The following is a 25,702-nucleotide window of genomic DNA, read 5'->3' on the forward strand; positions in this document are numbered from 1 at the left end:
CTAGGGTTCAGGAATAAAATTATTATATGGATATAATCCAAATCTCATTTGCCAGAATTTGTGTTCTGCGCGATGACCTTGCTGAAATCACCGTTGATAGTGGCGTTGATATTAATATGACCATGGTAGCTGAAATTCATCATTGCTTATTGTCACTTTTTAGTCAGTCATTTTCATTACTCATTAACAAAAGCCATTCCTATTCAAGCCAACTTGATGCACTAATAAAATTTGGATCCTTAGCTGCTATAGATAAAATTGCCGTATTTGCGCCAAATAGAATGGCCAAGATGAGTGCTGATTTTTCAGCAACCATTCCAAGTTCTAAAACATTAAACATTGAAGTGTTCGGTAATCGTGATGAAGCGCTTGCTTGGTTGACGTAAAGGGCTTTATTACCGGTATATGAAAGCAGTTTTTTGTCCTCATAAGAGCTTAGTATTACTAGCAATAATCACTGAATAAGGCTTTTGGCTTTAAGCGCTTGCACGAGCATAATCGGTGAACACAGAGCGGCGCAGATAGCAGACAGTGATAAAGCTTATCTCCCTCATATGATCAACGATAGCGGCGTATCCAGCAGTTGTTACCGGTTTTTCGATACAAAGCTAAAGCCGCATGCATCATGCCACTTTGACCTGAGGTTATTTCATGAAAAGGCAGCGCTAGTGTAGTTGCCATACACCTCTGTTACGTCTGGATTTTGTAAAAATGACAGATGCACGCTTTTTAATAAATGTGTTAAATCAGTTACTTGATAACCGTAAATTTTTAAAATATGTAAGGCATGAATTGTACCAGCCGCTCCGGTATAGGCAGACCACTTTGGCCCAATTTTAGCGTAACTCTCCGCATCAAGTAGGTGAGTAAGCCAACTAGCATTTTGTAGTTAGGTGTTGCTAATATAGTAAGCTATTGATTTTACAGTGAGTGTTGGTGGTGTGATAAAAGCGAGCGTCACAAGCATAACGGTAAAGGACGTACCTTATAAGACAATGCATGGAGCATATTGTCCTGATGCTTGTGCAGAGCCCCATGGATGCTGAGGGATCCCCATTTCTTTATCTGAATTGTGCATCCGCGCATGCCTTTAACCCTCCTAGTGCTAGAGCAATGTCAGCAACATTAAACTGATATTGTTCTCGTCTGATTAACTCCTTTCCCAATCGAAAATAAGATAGTACTCGTCTAGATTTAACCGTGTTAGCTTGGAAGTCTTTATAGTAGCCTTTTATGTAAGCCATTTTTCCTACCAATATCAATGAAAATTGGGTAAGCATTGCTATCATGAGTAAAATATTTACTCGTTCTAAACTTGAACTTCGGCAAAAATTTAGTGCTAGGCCGTAACGTTCATTTTTTGTATCTCTAAAGCCTTCTTCTATCTGCATTCGTTGATTGTATAAGTTGACAATCCGCTCTGCAGGCCACTCTAATTCAGGCATGTTGCTCACTAACAACCAAGGCTCTCTACCGCCTTTAGCATACTCTAAGCTTACGCTTCTTCTACTTTTTTTACCGTCTAATGTTTTCGTACTCCTTCCTTTGGAGGCTTTTTTATAAAGGACGGCTGTGCAAGTGTGCTTTTGCGTTTTTCCCAACAGACATGTCCCTAAGTGCTTTTTTTCATTGACTTTTACTTGTGAAAATAATTCATAAACACTCTGCCATTGCTCTTCAACTTGAAGACTCACTCTACCTCGTAAACGGCCAAGCCAAAACCATCCTTGTGCTTCTACTTCTTTAAACCACGGAACCCTATAACCAGCATCGGTTGAAATTATTGGGGTTATATTTTTAGGAAGAACTAACGCTAATTTATTCAAAAAATCTTTATGAGCGGTAACCGTGCCAAGTTGTTTTTCTGGATAAACTTCTTCATAAAGAGTAAATGCTCTGCCCCCTATAGGGATCACCGCGCGCAATATTTGTTTATCTAGCCTATTTACAGGTGACCAATCAATAATAATCAAAGGATATTTGATATTCTTGAGGCTGACTTTAGCAATCGCAGCATAAACACCTATCCGCTCTTGGTGTAAATTTTCATTGCCTAATAGCCGACAGACACGTTTAATGGAGTTTTTAACTTTTGCTTTAGTATTGATGATACCTCTGCCTAAACCTGTAAGGGTAAGCGTTTCATCCATTGCAAGTGAGTCAGTACAATCTAAAACAGCTTTGATCCTCCGTTTATCATTAATAGCATTAAAAGAAGACATTTTGAAAAAGGTGTGTAACATAGTGGATGTATTCATGAATATTGACGTCAATTGGGTTTTAGAGAATTTAATGATCGCCGATATTCATGGGTACACCTAACCTTATTTAACTATTTTTATGCTTTTTTTAATGAGTCTCCCGGCCCAAGGGTTTCGCTTAGGCGAAATTTTCTGCGAAAAGAGAGGGTATCTTTAGTTAGTTTATCTCATCTTTTTTCACCGTAAGCGCTGGGGAATTAAACCCAACTAAGATTAAAAAGTTATGGGGATTCGTCAGCCATGGATGGGTTTATGCGTCTCGCTTGTTTACTCGCCCACACTAAACAACAACAGAGCCACGTATATACAGTAATCCTCGTTATTATGCATAAAAACAATTATTAAGGAAAATTATAATGATAAAGCTATTAGTGAGCATTGACGTTGCAGACTTATAACAAGCGGATATTGGGACTCTATTGCTCATTGTGTGGATCCTTTTGGTAATGGTTTTTGTATTATCAATGAGTAAAAACAAGCAAAGAATAGGCGCCTTGGTAAATGAGTCAGCAGCATGTGTGCGAGATTGACTTATTTTTTACTCAAAAACGTCTAAAAGGATTTTTTCTGACAAGTTATTGTTATTTTCCTCATAAAATAGCTGATGGTGGCTGTTATATCGCATTACAGTTATACGGTGGTACTAGATATATTAAAGAATATGCTTTAGCACAACTAGCACGTGATGTTAGAATCACCACAATATATGAAAGCATGAGTGAGATTCAGCGAGTAATCCTCGTCAGAAACATTTAAGCTTAAATAATCTAAACGTTAACCATCCAAAATTAAAATACTAAAAACGGATACCGTAAAGGAAAAACTATGTCTATAGAAATAAAAGCACTGGCACCGGCGCAGCGTAATTCTTGTCCAAAAGAATACAGTTTTGGCGCAACATTTTCTGATCACATGTTCACCCAAGAATTTGATGAAGGCAAAGGCTGGCATGATGCGCTTATCAGCCCTTATCACGCTTTAACATTGGACCCATCCGCTGCGGTTTTTCATTATAGTCAGGAAATATTTGAAGGGCTGAAAGCCTATCGTAAACCTGATGGCGGTATAAACTTGTTCCGTCCACTAGACAATATTAAGCGCTTTAATCGCTCTGCTGAGCGTATGGTAATGCCTAAAGTTGATGAAGCGCTTCATCTTGACGCAATAAAATCTTTGGTGCAGTTAGACCAAGCTTGGGTGCCCAATGAACAAGGCGCGTCATTATATATACGACCCACAATGATTGCGACCACGGCTAAACTCGGTTTAGGCGCAAGCACTAGTTATTGCCACTTTATCATTACCGGTCCTGCAGGTAGTTATTTTTCCGGTGGCTTAACACCTATTTCTGTTTATGTTGCTGACGAACTTAGAAGAGCCGTTAAGGGTGGCGTCGGTGAAGCAAAAACCGGCGGCAATTATGCTGCCAGTCTTTATGCCTCTGAAGAAGTTAAAAAGCAGGGCTATTCGCAAGTTTTATGGCTTGATGCGATTGAAGGTAAATATATTGAAGAAGTAGGCGCAATGAATATCTGTTTCGTTTACGAAGGTAAGCATATTTATACACCAGAGCTAAGTGGCAGTATTTTACCCGGTATAACCCGTGATTCTATTCTAAAAATTGCACCAACACTGGGTTATGAGATAACTGAGATGTATTTAGATATTGAAACAGTTTTACAAGATATTAAAAGTGGTAAAATAACTGAAGTTTTTGGTTGTGGCACCGCAGCGGTAATTTCTCCCGTAGGTAAGTTGGGCTTTAAAGGCGAAGATTTTGTTATTAATGATAATCAAACCGGTCCAGTGGCTAAGGCTCTTTATGATGAATTAACGGGTATTCAATATGGTACCCGTGAAGACAAGTTTGGTTGGATAGAGTCTCTTTAAGTTATTAGCAAGGCCCTACAACAGACAAAATTAAAGAACATCTAAGTAAAAGAAAAGCCAGTTATTTCACTTCAACATTCAAATTTGATTGGTAGCTGGCTTTGCTCTGAATGAGCAATATCGAACATCTAAAGTAAAATTTTCTGTTTGTGTTATCAATTAAATCATCAATGCTGGTTGAAATCTGTTGGTTTATTTTTACAGTTAAAATAACTAAGCAGCAAGACACTGGCGGTAATTGAGGTTAAATAACCTTTATTGCGCAGGATTATACTTGATGAAGCACCACTGCCACGACATGCAATTTATCCTATAATAAATAGGCAACGCTATATAAGTCGTAATAAAATAGTAAGATTGATGGTTAACATGCGCTATACATAAATTTAAAGGGCATATATGCAGCAGATTATTATTAATTGGCCGCGATTATTTCGATACTCTTTGCTGTTTATCGTCTTTTCTATGTTAGTGACAATCTTCATGCACATTTGGTTCTCTGCCAGTCTAGAAGATGCTTGGAATAATGGTGTGAACTTTTCAATGGCTCAGCTGACAATGTCATTTGAACTATCATTAACCTTGTTTATATTCATCGCTTTCCCGGTGTTATTATTTCGCTTTATATTCTTTTTTTCTAAAATGATCTACCGTGGACGCAAGCCTGATGTTGCAATGCTTAATTTTAAAACCCTCTTTAATCCGCTAAACTTTTTATTGTTTCCTAGTTTACTTAACCCTGTGGGAATGGATTATCGCAGACGCTGTTTAATCTCATTAATTTTATTAATTTCCCTGTATCTTTTGATGATTTTACTCATTAACTAACTTAGCTATGCGGGTTGTTTGGTAATCTAGCAATATCATTCAAGGGAAATAAGTAGTTAAATTATTAAGTATTATCACTAATATTCAATCCTCAGGTTAAACAGTTCAATATAGTTAAAATAAGAACTTGAAATTTAAGGGCTTTAGGGTAAGTTAATAAGTAGATGGAATGACTAAACCGTTTACATAAGAACGGTTATAAGTTTAGGGGTTATCATGAACAACGCTGATATTACTAGTTCACAAGAAATACTTCATCAAGTTACCAAGATTATTGAAACGGAATGTGCCAAAGATGCAAGTGCACTATTAGTTGATGGTTTCGTTTTGCTTGGTGTAGGGAATAGTATTTTTGATGATACAGAAAATCGCTTTGTCTATACTCTTGGTTTTCCCAACCCCATTAAAGAGTTAAGTCACTGGGCGAGTGCTAATTTCTAATGATTTGTATATACAAGACGTTTTTTATTGCTCTATATTACTAACTAAGGTTGCCCATGAACGTGGGTATAGAGCTGTGATCCAACGATGTGTACAAATAGCATGTGTAAACATGCCCTATTAAGTTAACAAATTAAACAGGTATTTAAAAAGTGGAACAAGAATTTAAATCGATTATTGAACAAATAGGTGAAGACCCACAACGTGAAGGTTTGTTAGACACACCTAAACGCGCCGCAAAAGCGTTGAAATTTCTAACACAAGGCTATGAGCAAGATTTAAACTCCGTGATTAACGGTGCTTTATTCAACTCAGATTGTGATTCTATGGTCGTTGTTAATAACATTGAATTATATTCGTTATGTGAACACCATATGTTACCTTTTACCGGTCGCTGTCACATTGGCTATATCCCCAACGGTAAAGTATTAGGACTATCTAAAATAGCACGTATTGTTGATATGTACGCCCGTCGTTTGCAAATTCAGGAAAATTTAACCCAGGAAATTGCCCACGCGATTATGGCGGTTACTGATGCTAAGGGGGTTGGTGTGGTCATGTCTGCTTCTCATTTATGTATGCGTATGCGTGGTGTTGAAAAACAAAACTCCGAAATGAAAACCTCCTGTATGCTCGGTTCATTTTTGAAATGCAAAGACACTCGCGCTGAATTTTTAACGTTGATTAGAGATTGATGAACAGTAAACCTTGGGTATTAGTCACCGGCGGGGCAAAGCGTATCGGTGCGTTTCTCAATCAAGAGTTTGCCAAAAGTGGCAAGAATATTGTCCTGCATTATCATCAAGCTGAAACCGCAGCATTAGCGTTAAAAACGCAATTAGAAGCTTTTAATATTGAGGTATTCTTATGGCAGGCCAATTTAAATGAGCCGGCGACCATTGAACAACGCTTTGAGGAACTTCTTAAGCAGGTGCCTCATATTGAACTATTGATAAATAATGCTTCAGTGTTTGAACAAGGCTCATTACTTACTTCGTCTTTAGCGCAAATTCAAAGTAATCTTAATATTCACCTTACCAGTCCCTGGTTATTAATTCAGGCCTTGGTAAAACAGGCTATAAAACAAAACAAGCCGTGCCAAATTATTAATATTTCCGATGCCAATTTGTCACACCTTTACACCAGTAAAGCGGCCTATTTCATTTCAAAAAAAGCTCAAGAAACCTTAACTGAATTGGCGGCAATAGAATGTGCGCCTAATGTGCGGGTTAATGCCATAGCACCGGGGTTTGTCTTAGAGGCCACAGTTGCTGATACCGAGGTAAGTACCCAGATTAGTAGTCCGTTGAGTAGCAAAAGTAGTGCTCAATTGGCGACCAAAGACATCAATATTTTACAACGAAAAGTGCCGTTAGCTGATTTATTTTCAGCCATTGAATTTTTATCAATAAATCATTCTATTACGGGACAAACACTGCAAATAGACGGAGGGAGTCACTTACAATGTCCACCATATATGTTGAAAAACTAGAAATTTATGCCATTCTCGGCATTACCGATGAAGAACGTGAGAATAAACAAAAACTCATCATTGATTACTGGATTGATACCGACATATCTAAGGCGATGATGTCTGATGATATAGCGGATTGTGTTAATTATCGCACGGTCAATAAAGAGATTTTATCGGTAGTGTTGAATTCCAGTTATAACACTATTGAGCGGTTACTGGGCATACTCTTAGAGTTGATTCTATCGTTTGATGGCGCCTTACACGCCAAGATAAAAATTGCTAAGCCAGGAGCCTTACGCTACGCAAAAAGTGTCTCTGTTACGGCGGAACGTTTTGCCTAATGCCATTTTATATTGTCGGGGTTGGCTCAAATATTGAAGCTGAAAAACATATTCAACAAGCGTTTGAGCAGATTAAAAAAATCGACTCACAGGTAAATATAGCCACATTACTACGTACCAAAGCTGTAGGTTTTACCGAACAGGCAGACTTTATTAATACTGCCTTTTCATTTTATTGTTCGCTCAATGTTACTGAGATGAAAAACCATTTAAAAGCCATAGAAGCACAATTGGGGCGAGTACGGAGCAACAATAAAAATGGCCCGCGTACCATTGACTTAGACATAGTAAAAATAGACCACGACATTGTAGATGACGATTACCATCAATACGATTTTGTTAAAAAATCAGTGGACGAACTGGTAGATAAACAGGCAAGAAAAAGTAACTAATTTCTGCAATGGCACTGTTATGCATAAAGGACAATTTAAAACGCTGTGCTGGCAGACGATATTGTAGCCCTTTATACCTTTATACCTTTATGCCTTTATACCTTTATGCCTTTATAGCATATAAGTAAAGGCTTACAGTTAAACTGCCTAGGGTTATGTTGAGCCGCTATATGTAATAAATTGTAGCTCATGCGGTTAGCTCTGCTTATAAATTTGACGCCATCCTCATAGGACAGGATAATGCGCTTTTGTTTTACCGGTAATAATAATGCTCAAGTATTTTCGTGTCATCAGTATGTTAGAAGGCTTATCTTTCTTAATTCTATTAAGCATTACCTTTGGTTTCGTCAGCCGAGATTATGTTTCTCAATTAGGTATGATCCACGGTTTGTTATTCATGCTTTACCTCTTCTTATCTTTGATAGTTGCTAAGAAGCAACAGTGGTCATTTGGCATTTGCTTGTCGTTATTTATTGCCTCAATTGTTCCTTTTGCTTTTATTGGCGTAGAAATATTCCTAAGTAGACTATTGAACTACAAAAAAACAGCTGAGGCATAGCGCCGAAGATGAATGCTTCACTAGTTGACATTTTAAAAGCCCTTTAAGGGCTTTTTTTATGGTGAAATTTAAGCCAGTTATGGTGCCGACATAATAAACTGTGCAGTAGCATAGTTTATTTGGCCACAGATTTGTATTCACCTATAGTTATTCTTATGAGTTTGATGGTTAATAAGGCAAGTAAACCTGTTGTCGATGTTGGCAAGTCTTTATGTTTAACCGAGTAGTAAAAGTCCTATACGTCCGAGTTTTAATATAAAATAGCCTAAGTTGATTAATTCCCTGAAGATGGGTTAAGTAAGGAATAGTACGTGATTTCAAAGAAAGTAAGAGAGTTATTTGTCTCATTTATGGAAGCAACAGATGATTCTCCCGTTTCATATGATATGGAAACTGAACAATACCGTGGTGCTTTCAATCCTGTCGTAGTTGATAAGTACATTGAATTGGGTGCACTAGAGCTTGTTGATGACGGCAGTGGTGACATAACCATTTTGATCAACAACCGTGATGATTTCTTAAGCTCTTTCGCTGCTGGTATTAGAGAGGCTAAGAACGGCAGCGATCAGGCTTATGCCGATTACAACGCCAATCCCTTTGCCTTTTCAGTGGGCTATGAGCATTTTCACAAGATAGCCAAGAAGAAACGGCCAAACCAAGAATATATTTGCCATGGTTTTGAAAATATTGCAACCGGTTTAATACACCTACAATAGTGCTGTGACTTTAACTTCGCTCTAACCGTTAACTGACTAGAGGGAGGGGGCACCATGAAGGAACGGGCACTAAATTTTGTTCATTAATAAATAGTTAAATTAAAACTTAGGATATATTTGGTTTCTTCCTGAGCTTTTCGCTTGATAGAGATATTTGTCAGCACTGTTGATAGCCTCATCAATACTTTGATTACTATGAAGTTCTTCAATGCCCATACTAAAAGTCACTTTGATTTTTTGACCCTGATAATGAATCAAATGATCTTGCATCTTCTGCTTAATTTTTTCTGTAATGATATAGGCATTTTTTGCGGATGTTTGTGGAAAAATAAATAAAAATTCTTCACCTCCCCAACGAGCAACACAATCTTGTTTTCTTATACTATCGGAGAATATGTTTGCCAGCTCTACTAAAACAGCGTCACCCGCATTGTGGCCGTAGTTGTCATTAACTTTCTTAAAATGATCAATGTCACATAATGCAACTGACAATGGCTCTTTAGTACGTAACATTCTGGCTTGCTCACGTTTTAAAATTCTCAGCGCATCACGCCGATTAGATAAATGTGTTAGGGGGTCAAAGTACGCGAGTTTTTGGTATTCTTTAGTCAACTCTAAAATGCGTTTAAAAGACTGCTGGCGTGAATATTCATATAAAGCGGATAGAAAGGTTACCGTTAAAAAAGAGTAGATTAAACGTAATTTAAATTCTGTGTTGTATGTAGGATGAGCGATAATGTCTGTCGGCATAAACATAATGACACCGACAATAGTGATGAATATGAAAATATCAAATAGACCTCGTTTGAAGCCATGAATAAATAATGACACCGGTGCCACCATAAAAATCCATAAAGGCCCAGAGTTGCCAACACCGCCAGTATAGACAAGATAAAACATTAATAAATACAGAGAATAAAGAATTATTACTGAACTTAATGCGGTGTTTTGGAACTTTTTGTAAACGTAATAGCCGATAAAGTAAATAAAGCTAGCCATCATTAAAACGGCGGCTAGTAGGTTATTATTGTTATAAAACGCAATAATAGCCATGACCGCTGTAATGCACATACCCACTAAAGCAAAGATGGCAACAACATGCGGTTGAGTGACATTTTTGCTTTTAAGGTCATCTATTTCAGGTAGTGTATTCAATAAAGTCAATCTTTCTAGTGAGTTAAACCGATGAGAGCCTCAATTTACCATGTTAGCCTATATAAAGTACAATTATCGTATTTTGCTAGTGACAAATTTGAGTGGCTGTTGGTTAAGTACGGTGCTTAGGTTGTTTTTAAGTACTATCCTAAGAAATATTTTAAGGGTTGTATTTAGGTATATCACCCATAAAACATCTTTTAGGGTACATTATGTCTTTTTACCAATTAACAGCGTATGCCATTGCGGGTGCACTGGGCGAACGAATTAAAATCGCTCGACTCAATGCCAACCTCACCCAAAAAGCATTAGCTCAAAAAGCCGGTTTATCTCTTCTATGGGTTATGGCGCGATGGAATATACCTACCATTTATTAGCTAAAGAATGTGGTATTGATATGATGCCATGCCATTTACTCAATGAAGGAAAACGCAGACATTTTATCACGAGAGGTTTGATCGCCACGGCAATGACAAGATACATATACAAACATTGAACGGTCTTGAGCATATAAGCTACAAGCAGATAAGCTCATACTCATATGCTGAGCTATTTAACACAGCAAGAAAATTGCTGCTGAGTCCAAACGATGCCATGCAGCTATTTAAACGCATGGTCTTTAATGTCATCGCTCGAAATCACGATGATCATGCGAAGAACTTTGCTTTTATATTAGATAAAGAAAATAAATGGCAATTAGCCCCAGCTTACGATTTAGCCTATAGCTACAAACCCGATAGTCATTGGGTAAGTAAACATTAGATGACACTAAACGGAAAACAAGATAACTTCACTAGAGATTATTTATACAGCTTTGAAAAACTGAGGCCAATATTTAGCAAACGAAAGATAGATGAGGTGTTAAACCAGACCATCGAAGTGGTCTCATACTGGAATAAATACGCCTGGGAGCAAGCAGTACCAGACTCACTGATAAAAGAAGTAAGCCAAAATCTGAGGATTTTCTTGTAGCAATTGTGCGAATTTATCAGAAAACCACTCCAATAGAAATAATAGTATGGCTGTAGCAAAAGTAAAAAGATCTTTTTTTTTACATTATATTGTTGTTTAATGGTTTTACATTAAATAATGATTGGATGTAGTTTATTTTATTTATTATAGGATACAGTCATGGCGAATATTAAAACGGGTACTTGGAAGGCAAATGCACTTTTCATGTCAGTGTTTTTGTTATTAACCTATATTTTATTACTTGCTTCCATGGCAAAAAATAGTGCTAACGTAGTGAATCAAAATGGCTTTATAACGGTTGATAAAGCTGAGTTGGTTACCCTGGGTAATCTTGACAAGTTAATAACAACAGTACTGTTAAATCCGCAAAGCTACTTATACCAAGATGAAATTTTTATTATCTCAGGGCAACAGCACACTCAAGTTAACATACACTCATTTGAAGAGCATATATTAGCCTCATTCATTGATATGGCTATCCCTTTTGCCGCATTATTTATTATCGCACTGACCACTGTGGTGATTAATGCCTGGTATTACCGTAACAAGGTGAGTAAAGAAATAGCACCGCTTTGTCGTAAAGTTGACCGTATCATTAACAGCTATAATTTAACTAGCGATAGCCATCAAAGTGCAGCGGATCTAAATGCTTTAAATCATTCTTTAGACTTTTTACAACAAATTAGCAATGAATACCAGATTAAGGCAGAGCAACATAGTTTCTGTGACAAGCTCACTAAGCTTGTTGACCGATATCATTTTTTGGATCATATAAATAAGCAGCTAATACTAACCAATGAAACAGGAACAAAGAGTGGTTTACTCTTTATTGACCTTGATGGTTTTAAGTCGGTAAATGACTCATACGGCCACTCCTTTGGCGACGAGGTATTAATCCAAGTAGCCGAACGATTAAGGTCAATAGTACGTCGAAAAAACCTTAGCTTTAAGCAAGATGACAATGCCCTTGAATACAATTTATCGCGTTTAGGTGGCGATGAATTTACCTTATTTATTAAAGATTTAGAGGACCCTGAGCACGCTATCAGTGTAGCAATTGATATACTGCAAGAATTAGAAAGAGATTTTATTTTAGGTAATAAAACCATAAAAATTAGTGCCAGTATCGGTATTGCTATATACCCTGATAGTGCTGCCACCCCTTACGCTTTAATACAAATGGCCGATGTTGCTATGTACCGCGCTAAAACGGAAGGTCGTGGTGTTTACCGTATTTACTCCGCTGAAATGGGTGCTAAATTACGCCGTTATCATTATTTGCTTGATGAAATGCGTCAGGCAATCGACTCAACTAATTTCTTTTTAACCTATCAGCCAGTCATTGATATTGATGATTTTGGTATTAGTTATTTTGAAGCTTTAGTACGTTGGCAGCATCCCGTTGAAGGCACTATTGCACCCGATGAGTTTATTCCCATTGCAGAAGACTCTAATTTAATACTTGATTTAGGTGATTGGATCCTTGATGAAGCTTGTCGTCAAATGGCGGCTTGGTATAACGCAGGAATGAAAAAGGTACGAATTTCAGTTAACGTATCACCTATTCAACTAAAACATAAATCTTTGTATGATTGGATTATCAAAAGTCTTGCTAAATCGGGCTTACCGCCACATTCATTAATGTTAGAAATAACCGAAAGTTGTTTTATTGAAGCATCAGATGAATTGTTTAATGAACTAGAAAAACTGCGAGCCGATGGCGTGATGATTGCTATCGATGATTTTGGCACTGGTTTTAGTTCATTATCTGTCTTAGCTCATTTACCTGTAGATGTATTAAAAATTGATAAGCTGTTTGTTGCCGAAGCGATACATAATATTAAATACAAGAAAATATTACACTCGATTGTCGATATGGCTTTAAAGCTTGAATTAAAAGTGGTTGCTGAAGGTATTGAAAATAAAGAGCAACTAGAGCTATTAAAAACTTTAGGCGTGAAACATATTCAAGGTTACCTAATTAGTAGGCCGCAACGTTCTAACTATGTCGGAGAGAAAATTTTTGAACAGGGGATAAATCATATGGCACAAACAGGAACAAGCCGCTGGCCGCCACAAATTAATGAAGCTTAGAGCCAAATAATAGCGGTAATTTATTAGAAAATAATCAACTACTAAGGTCGATATAATTAGGCAAAATGATTTCGAACCTAACCCCAATAGGCGAATCTATTAGCCTAATGCGCCCCTGAAGATTGTGATTAATCAAATTACTGATAATACAAAGGCCTAAGCCTAAACTTTTTTTACTTCGCATTGAGGTATAAAAGGGCTCAAATATTTTAGAGGTTTTTTCTACTGAAATACCACAACCACTATCTTGGTAATTTATAATCAATTCATCCTCATCAGCAACAATATTAATATGGATAGTCCCTTCAGTGATATTTTCAAAACCATGTATTATGGAATTTTCGATAAGATTAAAGAATATTTGCCACAATATTTCTTTATTTGCTACCAGGTTTAAGTTCTCACTTTGAATGACCAGTTGATGCGAACCTAATAAACGTCTCATCGCCTTTCTAACTTCGACGAAAAAGTCTTTAATGGCAAAGAGTGATGTGCTGTCAATATTTGTCCAGGTATTAACCTCGTTAAATCGTTGTAATAAATCGCTTACTTTTAATAAGCTTTTTTTGCTAATGGTCACTAAATTGATTAGTTCGGCGTTATTTTTAATAAAAAATTTACGGGTTAAATTCCCGCTAGATAATTTTTCATTCAAGACGATAAGTTTATCTTCAGCAGCAGTCATTGCCGTAAGGGCATTGCCCGCTGGTGTACTAATTTCATGAGAAAATCCCGAAATTAAACTACTGGTGGTTAACATTTTCTCCGTGGTAATATCTAAACGGTACTTTATGTTTTGCTGCTCAATCACTTTACCAAGCTCGGTATTGACCTTTTCAAGTTCTAAATTCCTTTCATTTATCGTTTTATTTAATAAGTTATTGGCATGTAACAATTTTTCTCTATTGGAATTGTTTTCAAAAACAACAGCGGCTAAATTCGCACTCAGTTCAATAAATTTTAGGTTATCTTCGGTAGGCTTTTGCGGCTCGCGATGATAAATAGCAAAAGTGCCAAAAACAATACCATCAGCGCCAATAATAGGTTCAGACCAACAAGCTTGTAGACCAGCATCTAACGCTAAACTTTTATACTGAGCCCAGTAGGGATGAGTATTAATATCTTCAACAATCACGCGTTTTTTAATAAATGCTGCCGTACCACAAGAACCAACGCCAGCACCGATAGCAACGCCGTCTAATGCTTGGCAATAAGAGTCAGGTAAAGAAATTGAGGCAATAGGATGAAGGGTGTTTTTATCAGGGTCTAAACGCAGAACAGAACATAACATTTGAGGATCATAAATTTGTGCTTTTTCACAAAGGGTCTTAAGAATTAACGATAACTGTTCATTACTAGCAACCATGCGCAAAACCCTATTACGCCCAGCTTCAAGCTCGCTGGCCAACTTCCAGTAATTGAAATCCACTTTTGCGTTATCCATATGCAACAACTATTTTAAAGCTTCACTAATTTAATTAAATATCGATTACCTGTATATAGCAAATTTATTGTAAAGTATTATCAGTAGGGCAGTTAAAACCCCTTTTTAGTGACAATTTTATAGCTAATTAAATATTTAAGCCCTAAATAGGTTCGATATTAAAAAAAACATGCCTATGCACTTGGCTCAGGATTGTCATCTCCGTGGTGTTTTAATCGGACATGCCATTGATGGCACTTATTAGTCAATGCATGGAGCTTATTGTCCTGAACCCAGAATCTAAATAGCAATGGATCTTCGATCAGAGACTTCGAAGATGACGTTTACAAATGATTCCTGAGTAAACTACAGAGGCATGAATAAAAATCACTTTGCTTATAGGTTCTACTACAGGTATAGCTAAGGCTTGAATGAACAAAAGGCTCAAACGTTACTGTTAACTGGTAGCACATAATTTTTTAAAATAGAGACGTACTTATTTAGCATACTTGCTGTTACTATTTTTGCATTAACAATTATTATTTGTCTCTTAGTGAGGCCTTGGCTGAAAAATTTTTATGAGTATAATTATAGTTGCAGATATTTTTGGTGTAACTCCCGCTTTGTTAGAAATAGCTAAAAAGCTAGCAGCGTCCACCATTATTGATCCCTACGAAAGTAAAAATATGAGCTTTCATAATGAAGGTGATGCCTACTCATATTTTGTTAAAAATGTTGGACTTGATAACTACCTTGCTATTTTATTAAAGGCAATAGAGTCAATTGAACCTCCCGTAACTCTAATAGCTTTTAGTGTTGGTGCGGCAGTTGTTTGGCGGCTGTCTGAAATTAAGGATCATAATTTTATTAACCAAGCTTTTTGCTACTACGGTTCACAAATAAGAAATTACACCAAAATTGAACCACGCTTTAAAATAAATTTGTTTTTTCCGGCAAGTGAAGCTCATTTTGATGTTGTAGAATTACAAGCTAGCCTTTCAACAAAAAAACATGTAAAAAGTGAAATCGTTAAATACTTACATGGTTTTATGAATTACCATTCAAGTAATTATAGTGAGCATGGGTATACGGAACATATAGAACTTTTGTGTGCAACTTCCAGCTAACCAGCTGCTGTTATATTGTCTGTATCCCTTCGCCTTTTCAGTAGGTTACGAGCATTTCCATAAAGTTTCCAATAAAAAACGACCGAAGCAATTTTACAAAGTTACAGCACGATAAGCGTCAATGATATGTTGCACGTCGTTGGTCTTTCCTTGCTGTATACGTTGGTAATGATTCAGGGTTTTCTGCAAGTATTTATCAGCTATATCGGCTTGTGGGTGTTTTATTGAGTGTTCGTCCGAGGATAAAGCTAAGTCGGTAGTTAAGTCTGTCGTTAATTGTGACTGCCAAATTTTATCGCCAACCGGACTAACTTTTTTATTTACTTTACTATCTGCTGCACTTGCCGATGAAACTAGCAGTATTTCATAGAAACGTCGGTTATCTGCCACTAACATCTCGTCTTTCAAACTGAAATCTAATTCGATTAATTTACTACGTAATGGATATAGGTGATGAACGGGACACAGTAAAAAATCAATAGTTAAGTTTTTGTGTTCTTGATAAATAGCCTCAATAAACTTGATCATTAAATCACCGCCAACACCGGCAATTATAATTAGGTGTTCTCCTTGATATGACGCTAAAGGAAGTTTTGCCACATCAAGACAATGAGTTCGCCAACTTAAAGATGAAGTTGAGTGTTTATTTGCGTAAAAACGCTGCAGCTTATTTTCTACTTCAGCCATTAGATCTGGCACAATATCAACAAAATGAATAGTATCGGCGGCTTGTCGTGACAATAAAGCGCTGCCAAGCAAACCATGATCACAGCAGCAATCCCAAATATGGTCGTACTGTGAGGTCACCATTTTTTCAATTTTCTGTAATCGATTACTTAATTTTAAATTGTGTTTAAAGCTAGGTTTCATGTTGGAGTTTGGGTTGGCTTTCAAGAGCAATGCTTATATGGTTAAAAACGCCGCTATTGTATAGCGAAGCCCCTTAACCATACAAGCATTTAACTAAGACTAAAAGCCTGAGCAGTGATAACGAGTAGGGCACGTTTATCCATTTAAAAAGCTTTGCTACTATTTATTAACATCGTGTAATACTCCTTTTAAGGGTTGTACTTAGGTATATCCAATATAAAACATCTTTTAGGGTACATTATGTCTTTTGAGCCATTAACAGCGCATGCTATCAAGGGCGAACAAATGTTCTCCTGAATTATCAAATAACACCATCCGTGTAGCGTTATTGTCTAAATTGATAAGTTTTTAAGAGTTATCAACACTCTATAACTCAGAAGCTGGCTCAGTTACATGGTCGATTAATATACTTTAGGAATTATTATTGTGTCAGTTTTATTTTCCTCTCAAGTGAAGTCTAGTGAAACTGTGATACTTCTACATGGCTTGGCAAGAAGTGACCGATCGTTTAGCAAACTTGCCTCCATTTTGAATGAAAAGGGTTATCACACCATCAATTGTAACTATCCATCGAGAAAGTACAGTGTTGATAAGTTAGCCGAACATGCCATTAGTACTGCTTTATGCCAATGCCCAGAAGCAAGTAGGATTCATTTTGTCACTCACTCAATGGGTGGCATTCTTGTTCGACAATATTTAAGTACCAAAGTAATCAAAAATTTGGGACGTGTAGTAATGCTTGGTCCACCAAATAAGGGCAGTCAGGTTGTTGATTCACTGAGAAATGTACCAGGATTTAAACTGTTCAATGGTCCAGCTGGTGTGCAACTTGGCACCGAAGCAAGCAGCGTACCAAACAAACTAGGCACAGCGAATTTTGATTTGGGGATCATTGCGGGGACTCGGAGCATAAATCTGATTCTTTCGACAATGCTGCCAAAACCAGATGACGGCAAGGTATCGGTAGAAAATACCAAGCTTGATGGCATGAGAGATCATATATGTTTACCAGTGACACATCCGTTTATGATGAAAAGCAATAAGGTTATCAAGCAAGTACTTTATTATCTTAATCATGGTGAATTTAATCACTAGGATATTTCGTTTCAACGTAATTGATGTAGACGCGTCCTCGCACTTGTTGAAGAGCGGAAGTAATGAGCATACCAGCGAATGCTTACAGGGTTATTATGATGGAGAACTGATACTCAAAGTGAAAGGCTTACGGGTAAATCTATCGTCACTCGCCATTACCAATGGAAAATAGAAAAATCATAAACGACTCAAGTACACCTCAAAAAAGGCTTTAGCTAGCAATTAAGCTTTCAGATCAAAGTAAAACAATCACGTTACCGTATTCTTATCTTTAGTTGTCTGCCAGAATGGCAAAGATGCTTTTACTTGGAGTTCTGTAAAAAACTGTACTAACCATCAATCTTGTAATGACAACAAGGTGCGCTTTGCTGACGCCCACACTCCTGCTCATACACTTCATAACCAACAACTTTTCGGCTATAAATATCCTCGAACAAATACAGGTAATAAAACTGGCCTTTGACGGTTGAGGCCAAATAGGTGATATCCCACGACCATACCTCATTTGCCTTGTATGCTGTATAACTCGTCGGTTTCCCTACATTCTTTGGTGCATGACTACGACCTCGGTGATGCAATTGGTCAGCCTGTTTTAATACTCGGTAAAAGCTCGATTCAGAGCCGTGATAGATACCCTCATCCAGTAAAATAGGAACGATTTGCGATGGCGGTAAATTTGCGTATTCTGGCTTATTACAGGTAGCTAAAATAGTTTGCCGCTCTTCTTTGCTTAATTTATTACTCGGCTCTGGCCGCTTAGCTTCGGATCGCTTATCTACCGTGATCTCTTTGCCACACGACCAGCGACGATAAGTTCTCAAGCTGATCTCCGTTTCCATACAGGCCGCATTAATTCTTCACCCGTCTTTCATTGCTTCTTGAATGAGAGTAACGAGCGTCAGCCTTTCATCGGGAGGCGTTAATCGTCCTCTGGTTCTTCCCCGTAAAAGGCCTTGAGCTTTTTTCGAAGCACCAATAAAGCCGCGGTTTCTGCCAATGCTTTTTCTTTATATCTCAGGTCTTTTTTCAGTGATTTCATTTCTGCTTTATCTTCTTTCGCTTGCTGCTTTATCGTTTTAGTTTGTTGTTCGTTACTCTGAAAGCCTTGAATACATTGTTGCTTCCATTGCTTTACCTGATCAATAAACAATCCTTTTCTTCGGCAATACTGACCTAATTCTGATTCTGATAAAGAGGCTGTTTCAACAACAACAACAACCGCGAACTTCGTTTCATGTGACCATTGATCTGGTGTTGATTTCTTACCTGGCACTGGCTGACCTTGCTCTCTTGCTCTCTTGCTTGATTACGCCAATTATACAGGGTTTGCTCAGCAACACCTTCTTCTCTTGCCACTTCAGCGACTGACTTATTGCTAGGTGGTAATAATTTACTTAAAATAGCTTCTTTTCTTTCTGTTGAATAACTAGACATTTATTGTTCGATTACCACTCCCCGATCTAAAAAAATTTAAATTTTAGGGGTGACAACTATTCTGACACGGGGGGATAATTCGCAGTACTTTTTCTAATGCGTCTCCATATTGGTGTATTTAGAATACGTACTATCTCATTTAGACTATTCTAAATGGTTGTGTTGGAATATATCTACACCTTTTTGTCTGATACCAGATATCCATTCTTCAGCCATGCAGGTACCAACGTTATAGTGTTTTATAGCGGCTAATTTAATAACTCTGTGTTCATTATCTATCGTGGTGGGCATCAAGCCTGAATCGTCAGTGTTAATACAAACGGGGATCGCTCCCTTTCGTATTCCAAAGCGATTGAATTTTCCACCATCTTGTAACCATTCTGGGTTTGGCGGATTCCAACGAAAAATAGGATGCTCGTGGTATTTTTGAAAACGACCGATATAAATATTAGAAGTAGGGCAGGCCTCAAGAATAATACCTTTGCTACTGTAACGCTCCATAAGTAGGTCTTGAATTGCTTGGTATAAATCTAATTCCGCTTTAGAGAGGCTATCGAATAATTTTTTAGCATTTGAACTAGGTATAACACTATCGTCTATCGAGCAGTTAATTGAGAGAACATCATTTCTTTTAGACGTTGAATCTAAGTGACCAGAGTTAAGGTATAGATCCCATAATCTTTTAGCGACACTTTTGGGCTGTTTTTTTAAAAATTCAATATCAGGAATCCAGTCTAACCATTGCGAATCATCATCGCGAAGTGCCATATTCAATTGATTTGGACAGTTTCGACGAAGCATCCATGATTGATAGAGATCGTTGGGAGTGTAATTTTCGCCGTCATATAAATACGAACTCCAATGTCGAATTTTATGTTCAAGAAGTGAAATTACTGATTGAAATGTGTGATTAAATTGAATTAGCGATAACGCTTGATGATGACTCCAAACTAGATTATCTAAATGCTCTCCAACTGTAAGGTAAGCTCTTCGCTGTCTTTCTGCCCAATGTTGAACATTTACGCCTAGAGCTAAGCCGTGACCTATACGATCCCCCTCGGTAAACTTACAAAATTCAATCGATTCATCAATAGCACGTAGCCCACTAACGATATGACTAAAATCCTCACCAGCATGGATCGTCAAAAATGGTTCTGGTAGTCGTTTTCCGAAAATCCCATTAGTTGTATACTTTGCTGATCTTAGTACACGCAATGCTGGCGAAAAAATTTCTATTGGCAGATGATTTTCATTACCTGCGACATCGTAACCTCGAACTAGTTTACGTAGATCAATGCAATCTTGTGCATGGCTTAATTGAATATCACTATAAGTTACAGAACTAGCGAATTGTTGAATTTTTTCTACTTGCTGCTTTAGCGCGTTCCTAAACATATTAAGATGCTTGTCAAACTTACTGTCTTTATTTGGATATGTACGATTGAAATGAACCACAAAGTGGCTATTTTTTTCAAGATTATTTTCATGAATCATATTAGTAAGATTCATAAGTGATGTCGGCTTTAGTTTAAAGCCATATTCCCCCTCATTAACAATAATATCACCTGGTGAAATTCGAAACTCTCTCATGGTTAGCGATGAATTATCATATTTTATGCCGTGGCTTTTATGCTCAAGGCCTGAGTCTTGTGCTGTATTTTTTGGTTTACGATGGTCAAAACCAAAATATTCAACAAATTGTCCCAGCCCGACTCCTGATACGATCATATAATTGCGCAAAACATTACTCGTACGTATAAAGCAATCAAGTATTCTCTGGTAGTCGGGTCTATTATCTTTAATAGGTTCTAAAATTCCGACACAAAATAGAATCCAGCGACTAGCGCTCTGCTGTTGCTGTAAATGAGAAGATGCTAGTAACTTTTGAGCAGTTGTATCAAATGACGTTCTTTTCATATCGGCTAATAAAGAGCCGCTTACAATATATGAATCTAAGCTACCCCATGTTTGCTGGTGTTGGTTAGCGGAGGGAGAATCTCCAAAAATATTTCCACCTAGATAATCAGCCAATTTATTCATTAGTAATGGTAAGTGATTCTTCGATAATTTATCGCTTTCAAATAATGTGTTTTCTGGTCGACGCGGCCAATTTATCTTATTGTTTTTTGGTCTTTTATCTAAATATACAGCAAAATTCAACATCGATAGTGCTGTATTTCCATGTCCTCCGAGATGAATATGGTTATCGGCGATATGGGTGTTTGATTTTGGCAATGCAACAGGGCATTGATTGTTAGTAATTATATAGATAACTTCAGTTACAGATAATACCCCTTGATGAATAAAATTATGATACCCAATAGCAATGACCCAAGTCGGATCGGCTAGTGAGCAAAATGATAACCATTCCTCTAAAAGTTCATGTTTAACTTCAAATAGATCTCCTTTCCATTTAAGAAAGTGATTAAATAGCGTATTTAGACAATCGATTAAATCAACATTCCCCTGTACATTGAGCCATTCGCTGACAGCATATTCCACATCTTCATTACGAAGTAAAGTGTGGGTATAGGACTGAAAATCAAATATTGCACGCTCTAAAAGCGATTTATGTAAATTCTCACTATCTAACTGTACATTTTGCGTATCCATATCTGCATTAAGCAACCTATCAGATGACATTATTGCCGCTGGAATAACCCATTTTATATCTGAAATAAACATTATTGCTTAGCACCATCGCTACTTGCAGATTCTTTTGAATCAGATTCATTTTTTAATGCATCGCTCTTATCACCACTGCTTGCGGATTTACCTGAATCAGGTTTATTAAATTCATTTTCTAATACGTTGAACATTTTTTCTTGTTCTGCTGTCAAGGGCGATTTATCACCACGTTCTTTTCGTTCTTGTTGTGCATTTTCATATATTTTTGAGGCTTCATCAACGTTTTGATCAATCCAATCAACCAAGTCTTTTTTATTGGTTCCTTTGTTATCATTCTTTAATATTTTCTTCCAATTTTTTAAGGATGGTAATATTTCCTGCGGAGCGATTTTAGTTGGTGTCGATGATTTATTTTTGGGCCCATACTTAAATTTTGGATCGCTCATTATTTTTTTACTTTGGTTCAAGTCGACGAAGATTGGATGTGACCAAATAATGTTAAGTAATTTCGTACGAATATCCGTCTTGGATTGGTCGGTGTAACCCTGCATATTTCGCGATAAGGTTTGATCAGCGTTCATAAATTTATCATGATTACGGAGCGTTTCAACACTAGTACCAATTCCTATATTTGCTTGAATAACATACTTTTCTTGAAGCGAACTAGCAAACGCATTAATAATCATGTATTCAAAACGGCGTGCTGTGTCTGTTAAATGTTCAGTTTCATATTTTTTTGCTGTTGAATTTTTTGATGCTGAAATTTCAGTACGAAGTAGGTGTAATTGTGTAAATACTTTATTGAAAACGTAATGGAGTAACGGTATTAAAGATAAATTATCTAATGCAGTTAATTTTCCCTTATGTATTTTTTCCCATTCTCTTATTTGCTCAACCAGTGGATTTATGTTGTATGCGACTTCACTACTACTAATACCTAGTATGCTGGTATCAGGCTCCTCCTCCTCCTCCTCTCCTTCTAAATATTTAGTAGGATTTATTGCATGAACGCAATAAAAAGGCACTCTTTCAATTATTTCACTTAACTGATCTTTCCAGTTTGTGACGCTAATATTATTTGAAAGTGAAAGCAATGAGGTTGATAGTATTTCAAAAGCTCGACTAAAAAATATGCTGTAATTTCTATTTCCCTGTTTACCGTAATAGTCGTGGTGAGTATAGACTGCCAGTAGTAAGTTCGATTTATCTTCTTGAACTGTCGTCTTTGTTATAGTCATAGCGCTGGTGTAGAACTCTAAAGCTGGCATACTGCGTAATGTTTTCATCTCTTGAGTGAAAATACTCTTTATAATATTTGTATTATCATTAATTTCTAATGCTTTTTCTTTATCCTTATCTTTCACTCCCGTACCGATCAAATCTGCAATGGCTACTTCCTGCTCTGATAAGAATTTTTTTGAAGCCCAAGCTACGTTCTCTTGTGCTTGTAAAATAGGATTGAACGCTAAAAGTTGATCAAATCTAAATAAATTATCGGTTGAGTTGTAATCCGACAATTGACTGTTAGACACAGCATTTGTATAAGTTGCGCCATGTTGCTTTTGTTCAGCCCATGATTTAAATGTATTCCATAAATCATGTTGCTCATGATTTTGTAGTTTTGATGGTGTTAGGGTTTTAATTAACTGAGTGACTTCACGAGCGCTGTTAGGCTTTGGGTATTCAGTGCTACGTTCAGACCCATTACATAAGGGAAAGAAAAAAGCAGTCAACATTTTTTCATACTCAAAAAAACTAATGCTTTTACCATCTTCCTTAATTAATAAGTGTGGAAGCAATCGCTCGATTGGTAACAAAGGTAAACGCAGATGATTCGGGAATATCTTCGTCAGATACGACTTAGCCAGTAATTTCCCAATTTGATGACCTGAGTTTACAGTAACGTCTGATATTCTGTCATCAACAGCATTTTTTTCAAAGTGTACACTAACCATATGTGAATAAAGCTCATGGTCGCCGCTGACGATTGGTATAATATAGGGACAACTTAACAACCGACGGACTTCATCTAACACTTCGACAGCACGGTTTAATGCCATATCAACATCGTCAATAGGAACGACAATAGCGTGGCAACCTAACAACTCGATGCATTGTTCTACATATTCATGAAAAAACACTTCGACTTGTATCCCCGAACGATATTTTAAAATTCGGTCTATTCCTGTGTGATCTGAAAAATCACTTTTTTTACCCAATGCTTCAGCTAGTTTTTTTAGTGATGTGTAAAATTTATTCTTTTTAGTAATATCTACAGACGGTGACGATAATCTGTTCTCAACTGCATTATATAGTTGTGCAATAATGACATTAGCGAAATTATCATGCCCATTCAGAAGTGTGGGATCTATTGTCTCTGCAAAGTACAAATCTGTGCAACCGATATCACCACTCGTAGCAGCTATAGAACCCTTCCAAATTTTTTCAGCATTACGTAAAAATACTGTTTTACCAGCGCCGCGACTACCACTAATACAGATGGCATTATGAGCTGCACTAATTTTACCATCAGACCGAGATTTTTTGTATTCTTTTGCATTTTTGCAGGTCTTTATAAGCATCTCGATAAGAATTTTTTTTGCGTCTTTTTGCCAAAATTCATCATCATTAAATGAGTCAAAAAAATCGCTTTTATCCAAATCGAGATTAATTGTGTTTAACATACTACCGCCATGTAATGAATAGTTTTGTAAAGCACACATAAGAGATTGAAATTGTGTCTTATGCGTAAGGTGCTGTTTTTACGTATGATTATCTATTAATACAAGGGTGAATGCAACCACGAAAGGTTAGGTAATGATGTTATGCGGCGAAAAATACAACCGAGAAATAAAGAGTTATATATTTTAGCTTTATATAAAAAACTCACCATTTACGAGAGCCCTGCATTGATGCGTTTCTAGCACAGAAAAGTACATTATTTCAGACGTGTCGCCGTCACTGTCTATACAAAACCGAATCCAAAACCAACACTGGCACAATAAATCCTATGGCGCTATGTGCCCCTTTACGAGATAGAATCATAAAATTTAATACCTAAAATCATATTAATCTAATGTCCGCTTTGGTATTTTCTAATCAGATTAGAATTTTTGACTTTATAGATTCCTGATGAAATTTAGAACCATTCTATTATCTAACGCAGGGCTGATTTGTATCGGTTCAAATGTTGCTAGATAAGCCAAGGCTAAGGTCTTCTTTCGTATCAAAGTTGTCATTAGGTGAGGTGATTTTAACTCGTAAATTTAGACTGCTTTGTGGTACTAACCGCCCTTAATATCTAATTTTAAAAATCAGTAAAGTGTCTACGAAAGTGATGTAAGATCATGGCTCAAACATTTTAGCTAACTATCATTTTCAGCTTATGTAAGCGTTATATGCCAAGGAAAATTATGCACTCTCGAAAATCTCGTAGATTGAGAAAAAAACTTTATTTGGATGAATTTTCTGTAAAGGGGGTTGAATTAGATTGTAATTTAACTTGTAAGGATGAGTCCGAATTAGCAACAATAATGGATGATTTTTTTGTTTATGTTGACACCCTAAGCTTGTGTATTGGCGGTGGTGGTGATCTGACTTCCTTTGCCGGCTTTATTTCTTCCCATGAGCGCTATGGTTCAGTCACTGAATCAGACATAACAAACATCTCTAATTGGTTAAAAGATCAAAATACCGTTTCAGAGTTTAATATTGGCGAACTTGTCGATGCTAACTATGGCGTATAATCGAATCAAGCGGGTGTAGAAAAGCTCTTTTAGAAGGAGCGAAAGTTTGTGCTGCTTGTGGATATTACACTCAAGAGTGGAAAATAATACTTTAAGTTCCAAAGCAGCTGAACATCGAAGAATAGTAGTAGCGCAGTTAAACACGATTTTAATTACTTATTTTCTATATTATTTAAGCATATTGGTTATTTAATCAACTACTTATCACTTATTTAAGCTTATTTAACGTGGTATAATTGACACTATATTTACCTGC

At 36.8% G+C, this 25,702-nt stretch carries 24 protein-coding genes and 1 pseudogene; 17 read left to right on the forward strand and 8 right to left on the reverse strand.

Translation table 11 applies throughout. The features are described 5' to 3' along the window. Positions 1 to 26: 26 nt before the first annotated feature. On the forward strand, positions 27 to 386 hold the full coding sequence (locus CMT41_RS08755) for an STAS/SEC14 domain-containing protein (protein WP_057831365.1): 360 nt from the start codon (positions 27 to 29) through the stop codon (positions 384 to 386). A 172-nt stretch (positions 387 to 558) separates the two neighbouring features. On the opposite strand, the gene CMT41_RS19715 is transcribed toward CMT41_RS08755, so the two are convergent. Both CMT41_RS19715 and CMT41_RS08760 read right to left on the reverse strand, forming a co-directional pair. After that, positions 559 to 681: a hypothetical protein gene (locus CMT41_RS19715; RefSeq protein ID WP_257721036.1), complete on the reverse strand. Its 123-nt coding sequence runs from the start codon at positions 679 to 681 to the stop codon at positions 559 to 561. A gap of 380 nt (positions 682 to 1,061) precedes the next feature. Next, complete coding sequence (locus CMT41_RS08760; RefSeq protein ID WP_083494194.1) at positions 1,062 to 2,258, reverse strand: IS4 family transposase; 1,197 nt, start codon at positions 2,256 to 2,258, stop codon at positions 1,062 to 1,064. Positions 2,259 to 2,762: 504 nt separating this feature from the next. Here CMT41_RS08760 and CMT41_RS08765 point away from each other — a divergent pair. The 10 genes from CMT41_RS08765 to CMT41_RS08810 all read left to right on the forward strand — a co-directional run bounded on the left by CMT41_RS08765 (position 2,763) and on the right by CMT41_RS08810 (position 8,902). Beyond that, a complete protein-coding gene (locus CMT41_RS08765; protein ID WP_058027055.1) occupies positions 2,763 to 3,017 on the forward strand; it encodes an acyl-CoA dehydrogenase family protein in 255 nt (84 codons plus the stop codon). A 69-nt stretch (positions 3,018 to 3,086) separates the two neighbouring features. After that, a complete protein-coding gene (locus CMT41_RS08770) occupies positions 3,087 to 4,151 on the forward strand; it encodes a branched-chain amino acid aminotransferase (protein ID WP_057180945.1) in 1,065 nt (354 codons plus the stop codon). Between the two features lie 399 nt (positions 4,152 to 4,550). After that, positions 4,551 to 4,979, forward strand: a complete 429-nt coding sequence (locus CMT41_RS08775; RefSeq protein ID WP_058027056.1) for a hypothetical protein — start codon at positions 4,551 to 4,553, stop codon at positions 4,977 to 4,979. A 216-nt stretch (positions 4,980 to 5,195) separates the two neighbouring features. Next, the gene (locus CMT41_RS08780; protein ID WP_058027057.1) at positions 5,196 to 5,420 is read left to right on the forward strand and encodes a hypothetical protein; all 225 of its coding nucleotides are present in this window, start codon (positions 5,196 to 5,198) and stop codon (positions 5,418 to 5,420) included. A gap of 152 nt (positions 5,421 to 5,572) precedes the next feature. Next, a complete protein-coding gene (gene folE, locus CMT41_RS08785; protein WP_058027058.1) occupies positions 5,573 to 6,115 on the forward strand; it encodes a GTP cyclohydrolase I FolE in 543 nt (180 codons plus the stop codon). Beyond that, complete coding sequence (locus tag CMT41_RS08790; protein ID WP_058027059.1) at positions 6,115 to 6,912, forward strand: SDR family NAD(P)-dependent oxidoreductase; 798 nt, start codon at positions 6,115 to 6,117, stop codon at positions 6,910 to 6,912. Before folE ends, CMT41_RS08790 begins: the two co-directional genes overlap by 1 nt. Then, positions 6,885 to 7,235, forward strand: a complete 351-nt coding sequence (locus CMT41_RS08795; protein ID WP_057831360.1) for a dihydroneopterin aldolase — start codon at positions 6,885 to 6,887, stop codon at positions 7,233 to 7,235. The genes CMT41_RS08790 and CMT41_RS08795 overlap by 28 nt, the downstream gene beginning before the upstream one ends. Then, positions 7,235 to 7,627: a 2-amino-4-hydroxy-6-hydroxymethyldihydropteridine diphosphokinase gene (gene folK / locus CMT41_RS08800; RefSeq protein ID WP_058027060.1), complete on the forward strand. Its 393-nt coding sequence runs from the start codon at positions 7,235 to 7,237 to the stop codon at positions 7,625 to 7,627. The genes CMT41_RS08795 and folK overlap by 1 nt, the downstream gene beginning before the upstream one ends. Before the next feature lie 268 nt (positions 7,628 to 7,895). Further along, complete coding sequence (locus CMT41_RS08805) at positions 7,896 to 8,186, forward strand: DUF3817 domain-containing protein (protein ID WP_058027061.1); 291 nt, start codon at positions 7,896 to 7,898, stop codon at positions 8,184 to 8,186. A gap of 311 nt (positions 8,187 to 8,497) precedes the next feature. Next, complete coding sequence (locus tag CMT41_RS08810) at positions 8,498 to 8,902, forward strand: hypothetical protein (RefSeq protein WP_058027062.1); 405 nt, start codon at positions 8,498 to 8,500, stop codon at positions 8,900 to 8,902. 99 nt (positions 8,903 to 9,001) lie between these two features. Here CMT41_RS08810 and CMT41_RS08815 read toward each other — a convergent pair whose 3' ends face one another. Further along, on the reverse strand, positions 9,002 to 10,057 hold the full coding sequence (locus CMT41_RS08815; protein ID WP_058027063.1) for a GGDEF domain-containing protein: 1,056 nt from the start codon (positions 10,055 to 10,057) through the stop codon (positions 9,002 to 9,004). Positions 10,058 to 10,269: 212 nt separating this feature from the next. Here CMT41_RS08815 and CMT41_RS08820 point away from each other — a divergent pair, with 212 nt between their 5' ends. The 3 genes from CMT41_RS08820 (at position 10,270) to CMT41_RS08830 (ending at position 13,123) form a co-directional block, all read left to right on the forward strand. Beyond that, a complete protein-coding gene (locus tag CMT41_RS08820) occupies positions 10,270 to 10,434 on the forward strand; it encodes a helix-turn-helix domain-containing protein (protein WP_232300045.1) in 165 nt (54 codons plus the stop codon). A 115-nt stretch (positions 10,435 to 10,549) separates the two neighbouring features. Next, a complete protein-coding gene (locus CMT41_RS19520; RefSeq protein ID WP_232300046.1) occupies positions 10,550 to 10,819 on the forward strand; it encodes a HipA domain-containing protein in 270 nt (89 codons plus the stop codon). Between the two features lie 369 nt (positions 10,820 to 11,188). Next, positions 11,189 to 13,123, forward strand: coding sequence for a putative bifunctional diguanylate cyclase/phosphodiesterase (locus CMT41_RS08830; RefSeq protein WP_232300047.1), 1,935 nt, complete (start codon positions 11,189 to 11,191; stop codon positions 13,121 to 13,123). 34 nt (positions 13,124 to 13,157) lie between these two features. Here the strand turns inward: CMT41_RS08830 and CMT41_RS08835 are convergent, their stop codons facing one another. Next, entirely contained in the window at positions 13,158 to 14,567 is a 1,410-nt protein-coding gene (locus tag CMT41_RS08835; protein ID WP_057180956.1) for a GAF domain-containing sensor histidine kinase, read from the reverse strand. 557 nt (positions 14,568 to 15,124) lie between these two features. Here CMT41_RS08835 and CMT41_RS08840 point away from each other — a divergent pair. Beyond that, on the forward strand, positions 15,125 to 15,673 hold the full coding sequence (locus CMT41_RS08840; protein ID WP_057180957.1) for a dienelactone hydrolase family protein: 549 nt from the start codon (positions 15,125 to 15,127) through the stop codon (positions 15,671 to 15,673). Between the two features lie 93 nt (positions 15,674 to 15,766). Here CMT41_RS08840 and CMT41_RS08845 read toward each other — a convergent pair whose 3' ends face one another. Then, positions 15,767 to 16,567 (reverse strand): tRNA (adenine(22)-N(1))-methyltransferase, encoded by an 801-nt coding sequence (locus tag CMT41_RS08845; protein ID WP_232300048.1) that lies wholly within the window; start codon positions 16,565 to 16,567, stop codon positions 15,767 to 15,769. A gap of 504 nt (positions 16,568 to 17,071) precedes the next feature. Between CMT41_RS08845 and CMT41_RS08850 the strand changes: the two genes are divergently transcribed. After that, positions 17,072 to 17,638 carry an esterase/lipase family protein gene (locus CMT41_RS08850; RefSeq protein ID WP_335338155.1) on the forward strand — a complete coding sequence of 189 codons (567 nt, stop codon included), beginning with the start codon at positions 17,072 to 17,074 and terminating at the stop codon, positions 17,636 to 17,638. A gap of 359 nt (positions 17,639 to 17,997) precedes the next feature. On the opposite strand, the pseudogene CMT41_RS19525 reads toward CMT41_RS08850, so the two are convergent. The 3 genes and pseudogenes from CMT41_RS19525 to rdrA form a co-directional block, all read right to left on the reverse strand. Beyond that, a pseudogene (locus tag CMT41_RS19525) lies at positions 17,998 to 19,072 on the reverse strand (transposase); the annotation flags it as partial. 144 nt (positions 19,073 to 19,216) lie between these two features. Next, complete coding sequence (gene rdrB / locus CMT41_RS08865) at positions 19,217 to 21,757, reverse strand: antiviral RADAR system adenosine deaminase RdrB (protein ID WP_058027067.1); 2,541 nt, start codon at positions 21,755 to 21,757, stop codon at positions 19,217 to 19,219. Further along, positions 21,757 to 24,384 (reverse strand): antiviral RADAR system adenosine triphosphatase RdrA, encoded by a 2,628-nt coding sequence (gene rdrA / locus CMT41_RS08870; RefSeq protein WP_198149797.1) that lies wholly within the window; start codon positions 24,382 to 24,384, stop codon positions 21,757 to 21,759. The genes rdrB and rdrA overlap by 1 nt, the downstream gene beginning before the upstream one ends. Before the next feature lie 729 nt (positions 24,385 to 25,113). Between rdrA and CMT41_RS08875 the strand changes: the two genes are divergently transcribed. After that, complete coding sequence (locus CMT41_RS08875; protein ID WP_058027069.1) at positions 25,114 to 25,446, forward strand: 50S ribosome-binding protein YggL; 333 nt, start codon at positions 25,114 to 25,116, stop codon at positions 25,444 to 25,446. Positions 25,447 to 25,702 lie beyond the last annotated feature (256 nt).

It is taken from the genome of Colwellia sp. MT41, from assembly GCF_001444365.1.
GTDB classification, from domain to species: Bacteria; Pseudomonadota; Gammaproteobacteria; order Enterobacterales; family Alteromonadaceae; genus Colwellia; species Colwellia marinimaniae.

Coding starts and splice junctions, on each gene's coding strand:
- CMT41_RS08875 (WP_058027069.1), top strand. CDS start 25,114: ATGCACTCTCGAAAATCTCGTAGATTGAGAAAAAAACTTTATTTGGAT.
- rdrB (WP_058027067.1), bottom strand. CDS start 21,757: ATGTTTATTTCAGATATAAAATGGGTTATTCCAGCGGCAATAATGTCA.
- CMT41_RS08840 (WP_057180957.1), top strand. CDS start 15,125: ATGAGTATAATTATAGTTGCAGATATTTTTGGTGTAACTCCCGCTTTG.
- CMT41_RS08770 (WP_057180945.1), top strand. CDS start 3,087: ATGTCTATAGAAATAAAAGCACTGGCACCGGCGCAGCGTAATTCTTGT.
- CMT41_RS08795 (WP_057831360.1), top strand. CDS start 6,885: ATGTCCACCATATATGTTGAAAAACTAGAAATTTATGCCATTCTCGGC.
- CMT41_RS08755 (WP_057831365.1), top strand. CDS start 27: ATGGATATAATCCAAATCTCATTTGCCAGAATTTGTGTTCTGCGCGAT.
- CMT41_RS08820 (WP_232300045.1), top strand. CDS start 10,270: ATGTCTTTTTACCAATTAACAGCGTATGCCATTGCGGGTGCACTGGGC.
- CMT41_RS08830 (WP_232300047.1), top strand. CDS start 11,189: ATGGCGAATATTAAAACGGGTACTTGGAAGGCAAATGCACTTTTCATG.
- rdrA (WP_198149797.1), bottom strand. CDS start 24,384: ATGTTAAACACAATTAATCTCGATTTGGATAAAAGCGATTTTTTTGAC.
- CMT41_RS19715 (WP_257721036.1), bottom strand. CDS start 681: ATGGCAACTACACTAGCGCTGCCTTTTCATGAAATAACCTCAGGTCAA.
- CMT41_RS08780 (WP_058027057.1), top strand. CDS start 5,196: ATGAACAACGCTGATATTACTAGTTCACAAGAAATACTTCATCAAGTT.
- CMT41_RS08760 (WP_083494194.1), bottom strand. CDS start 2,258: ATGAATACATCCACTATGTTACACACCTTTTTCAAAATGTCTTCTTTT.
- CMT41_RS08805 (WP_058027061.1), top strand. CDS start 7,896: ATGCTCAAGTATTTTCGTGTCATCAGTATGTTAGAAGGCTTATCTTTC.
- CMT41_RS08765 (WP_058027055.1), top strand. CDS start 2,763: ATGAGTCAGCAGCATGTGTGCGAGATTGACTTATTTTTTACTCAAAAA.
- folK (WP_058027060.1), top strand. CDS start 7,235: ATGCCATTTTATATTGTCGGGGTTGGCTCAAATATTGAAGCTGAAAAA.
- CMT41_RS08775 (WP_058027056.1), top strand. CDS start 4,551: ATGCAGCAGATTATTATTAATTGGCCGCGATTATTTCGATACTCTTTG.
- CMT41_RS08835 (WP_057180956.1), bottom strand. CDS start 14,567: ATGGATAACGCAAAAGTGGATTTCAATTACTGGAAGTTGGCCAGCGAG.
- CMT41_RS08790 (WP_058027059.1), top strand. CDS start 6,115: ATGAACAGTAAACCTTGGGTATTAGTCACCGGCGGGGCAAAGCGTATC.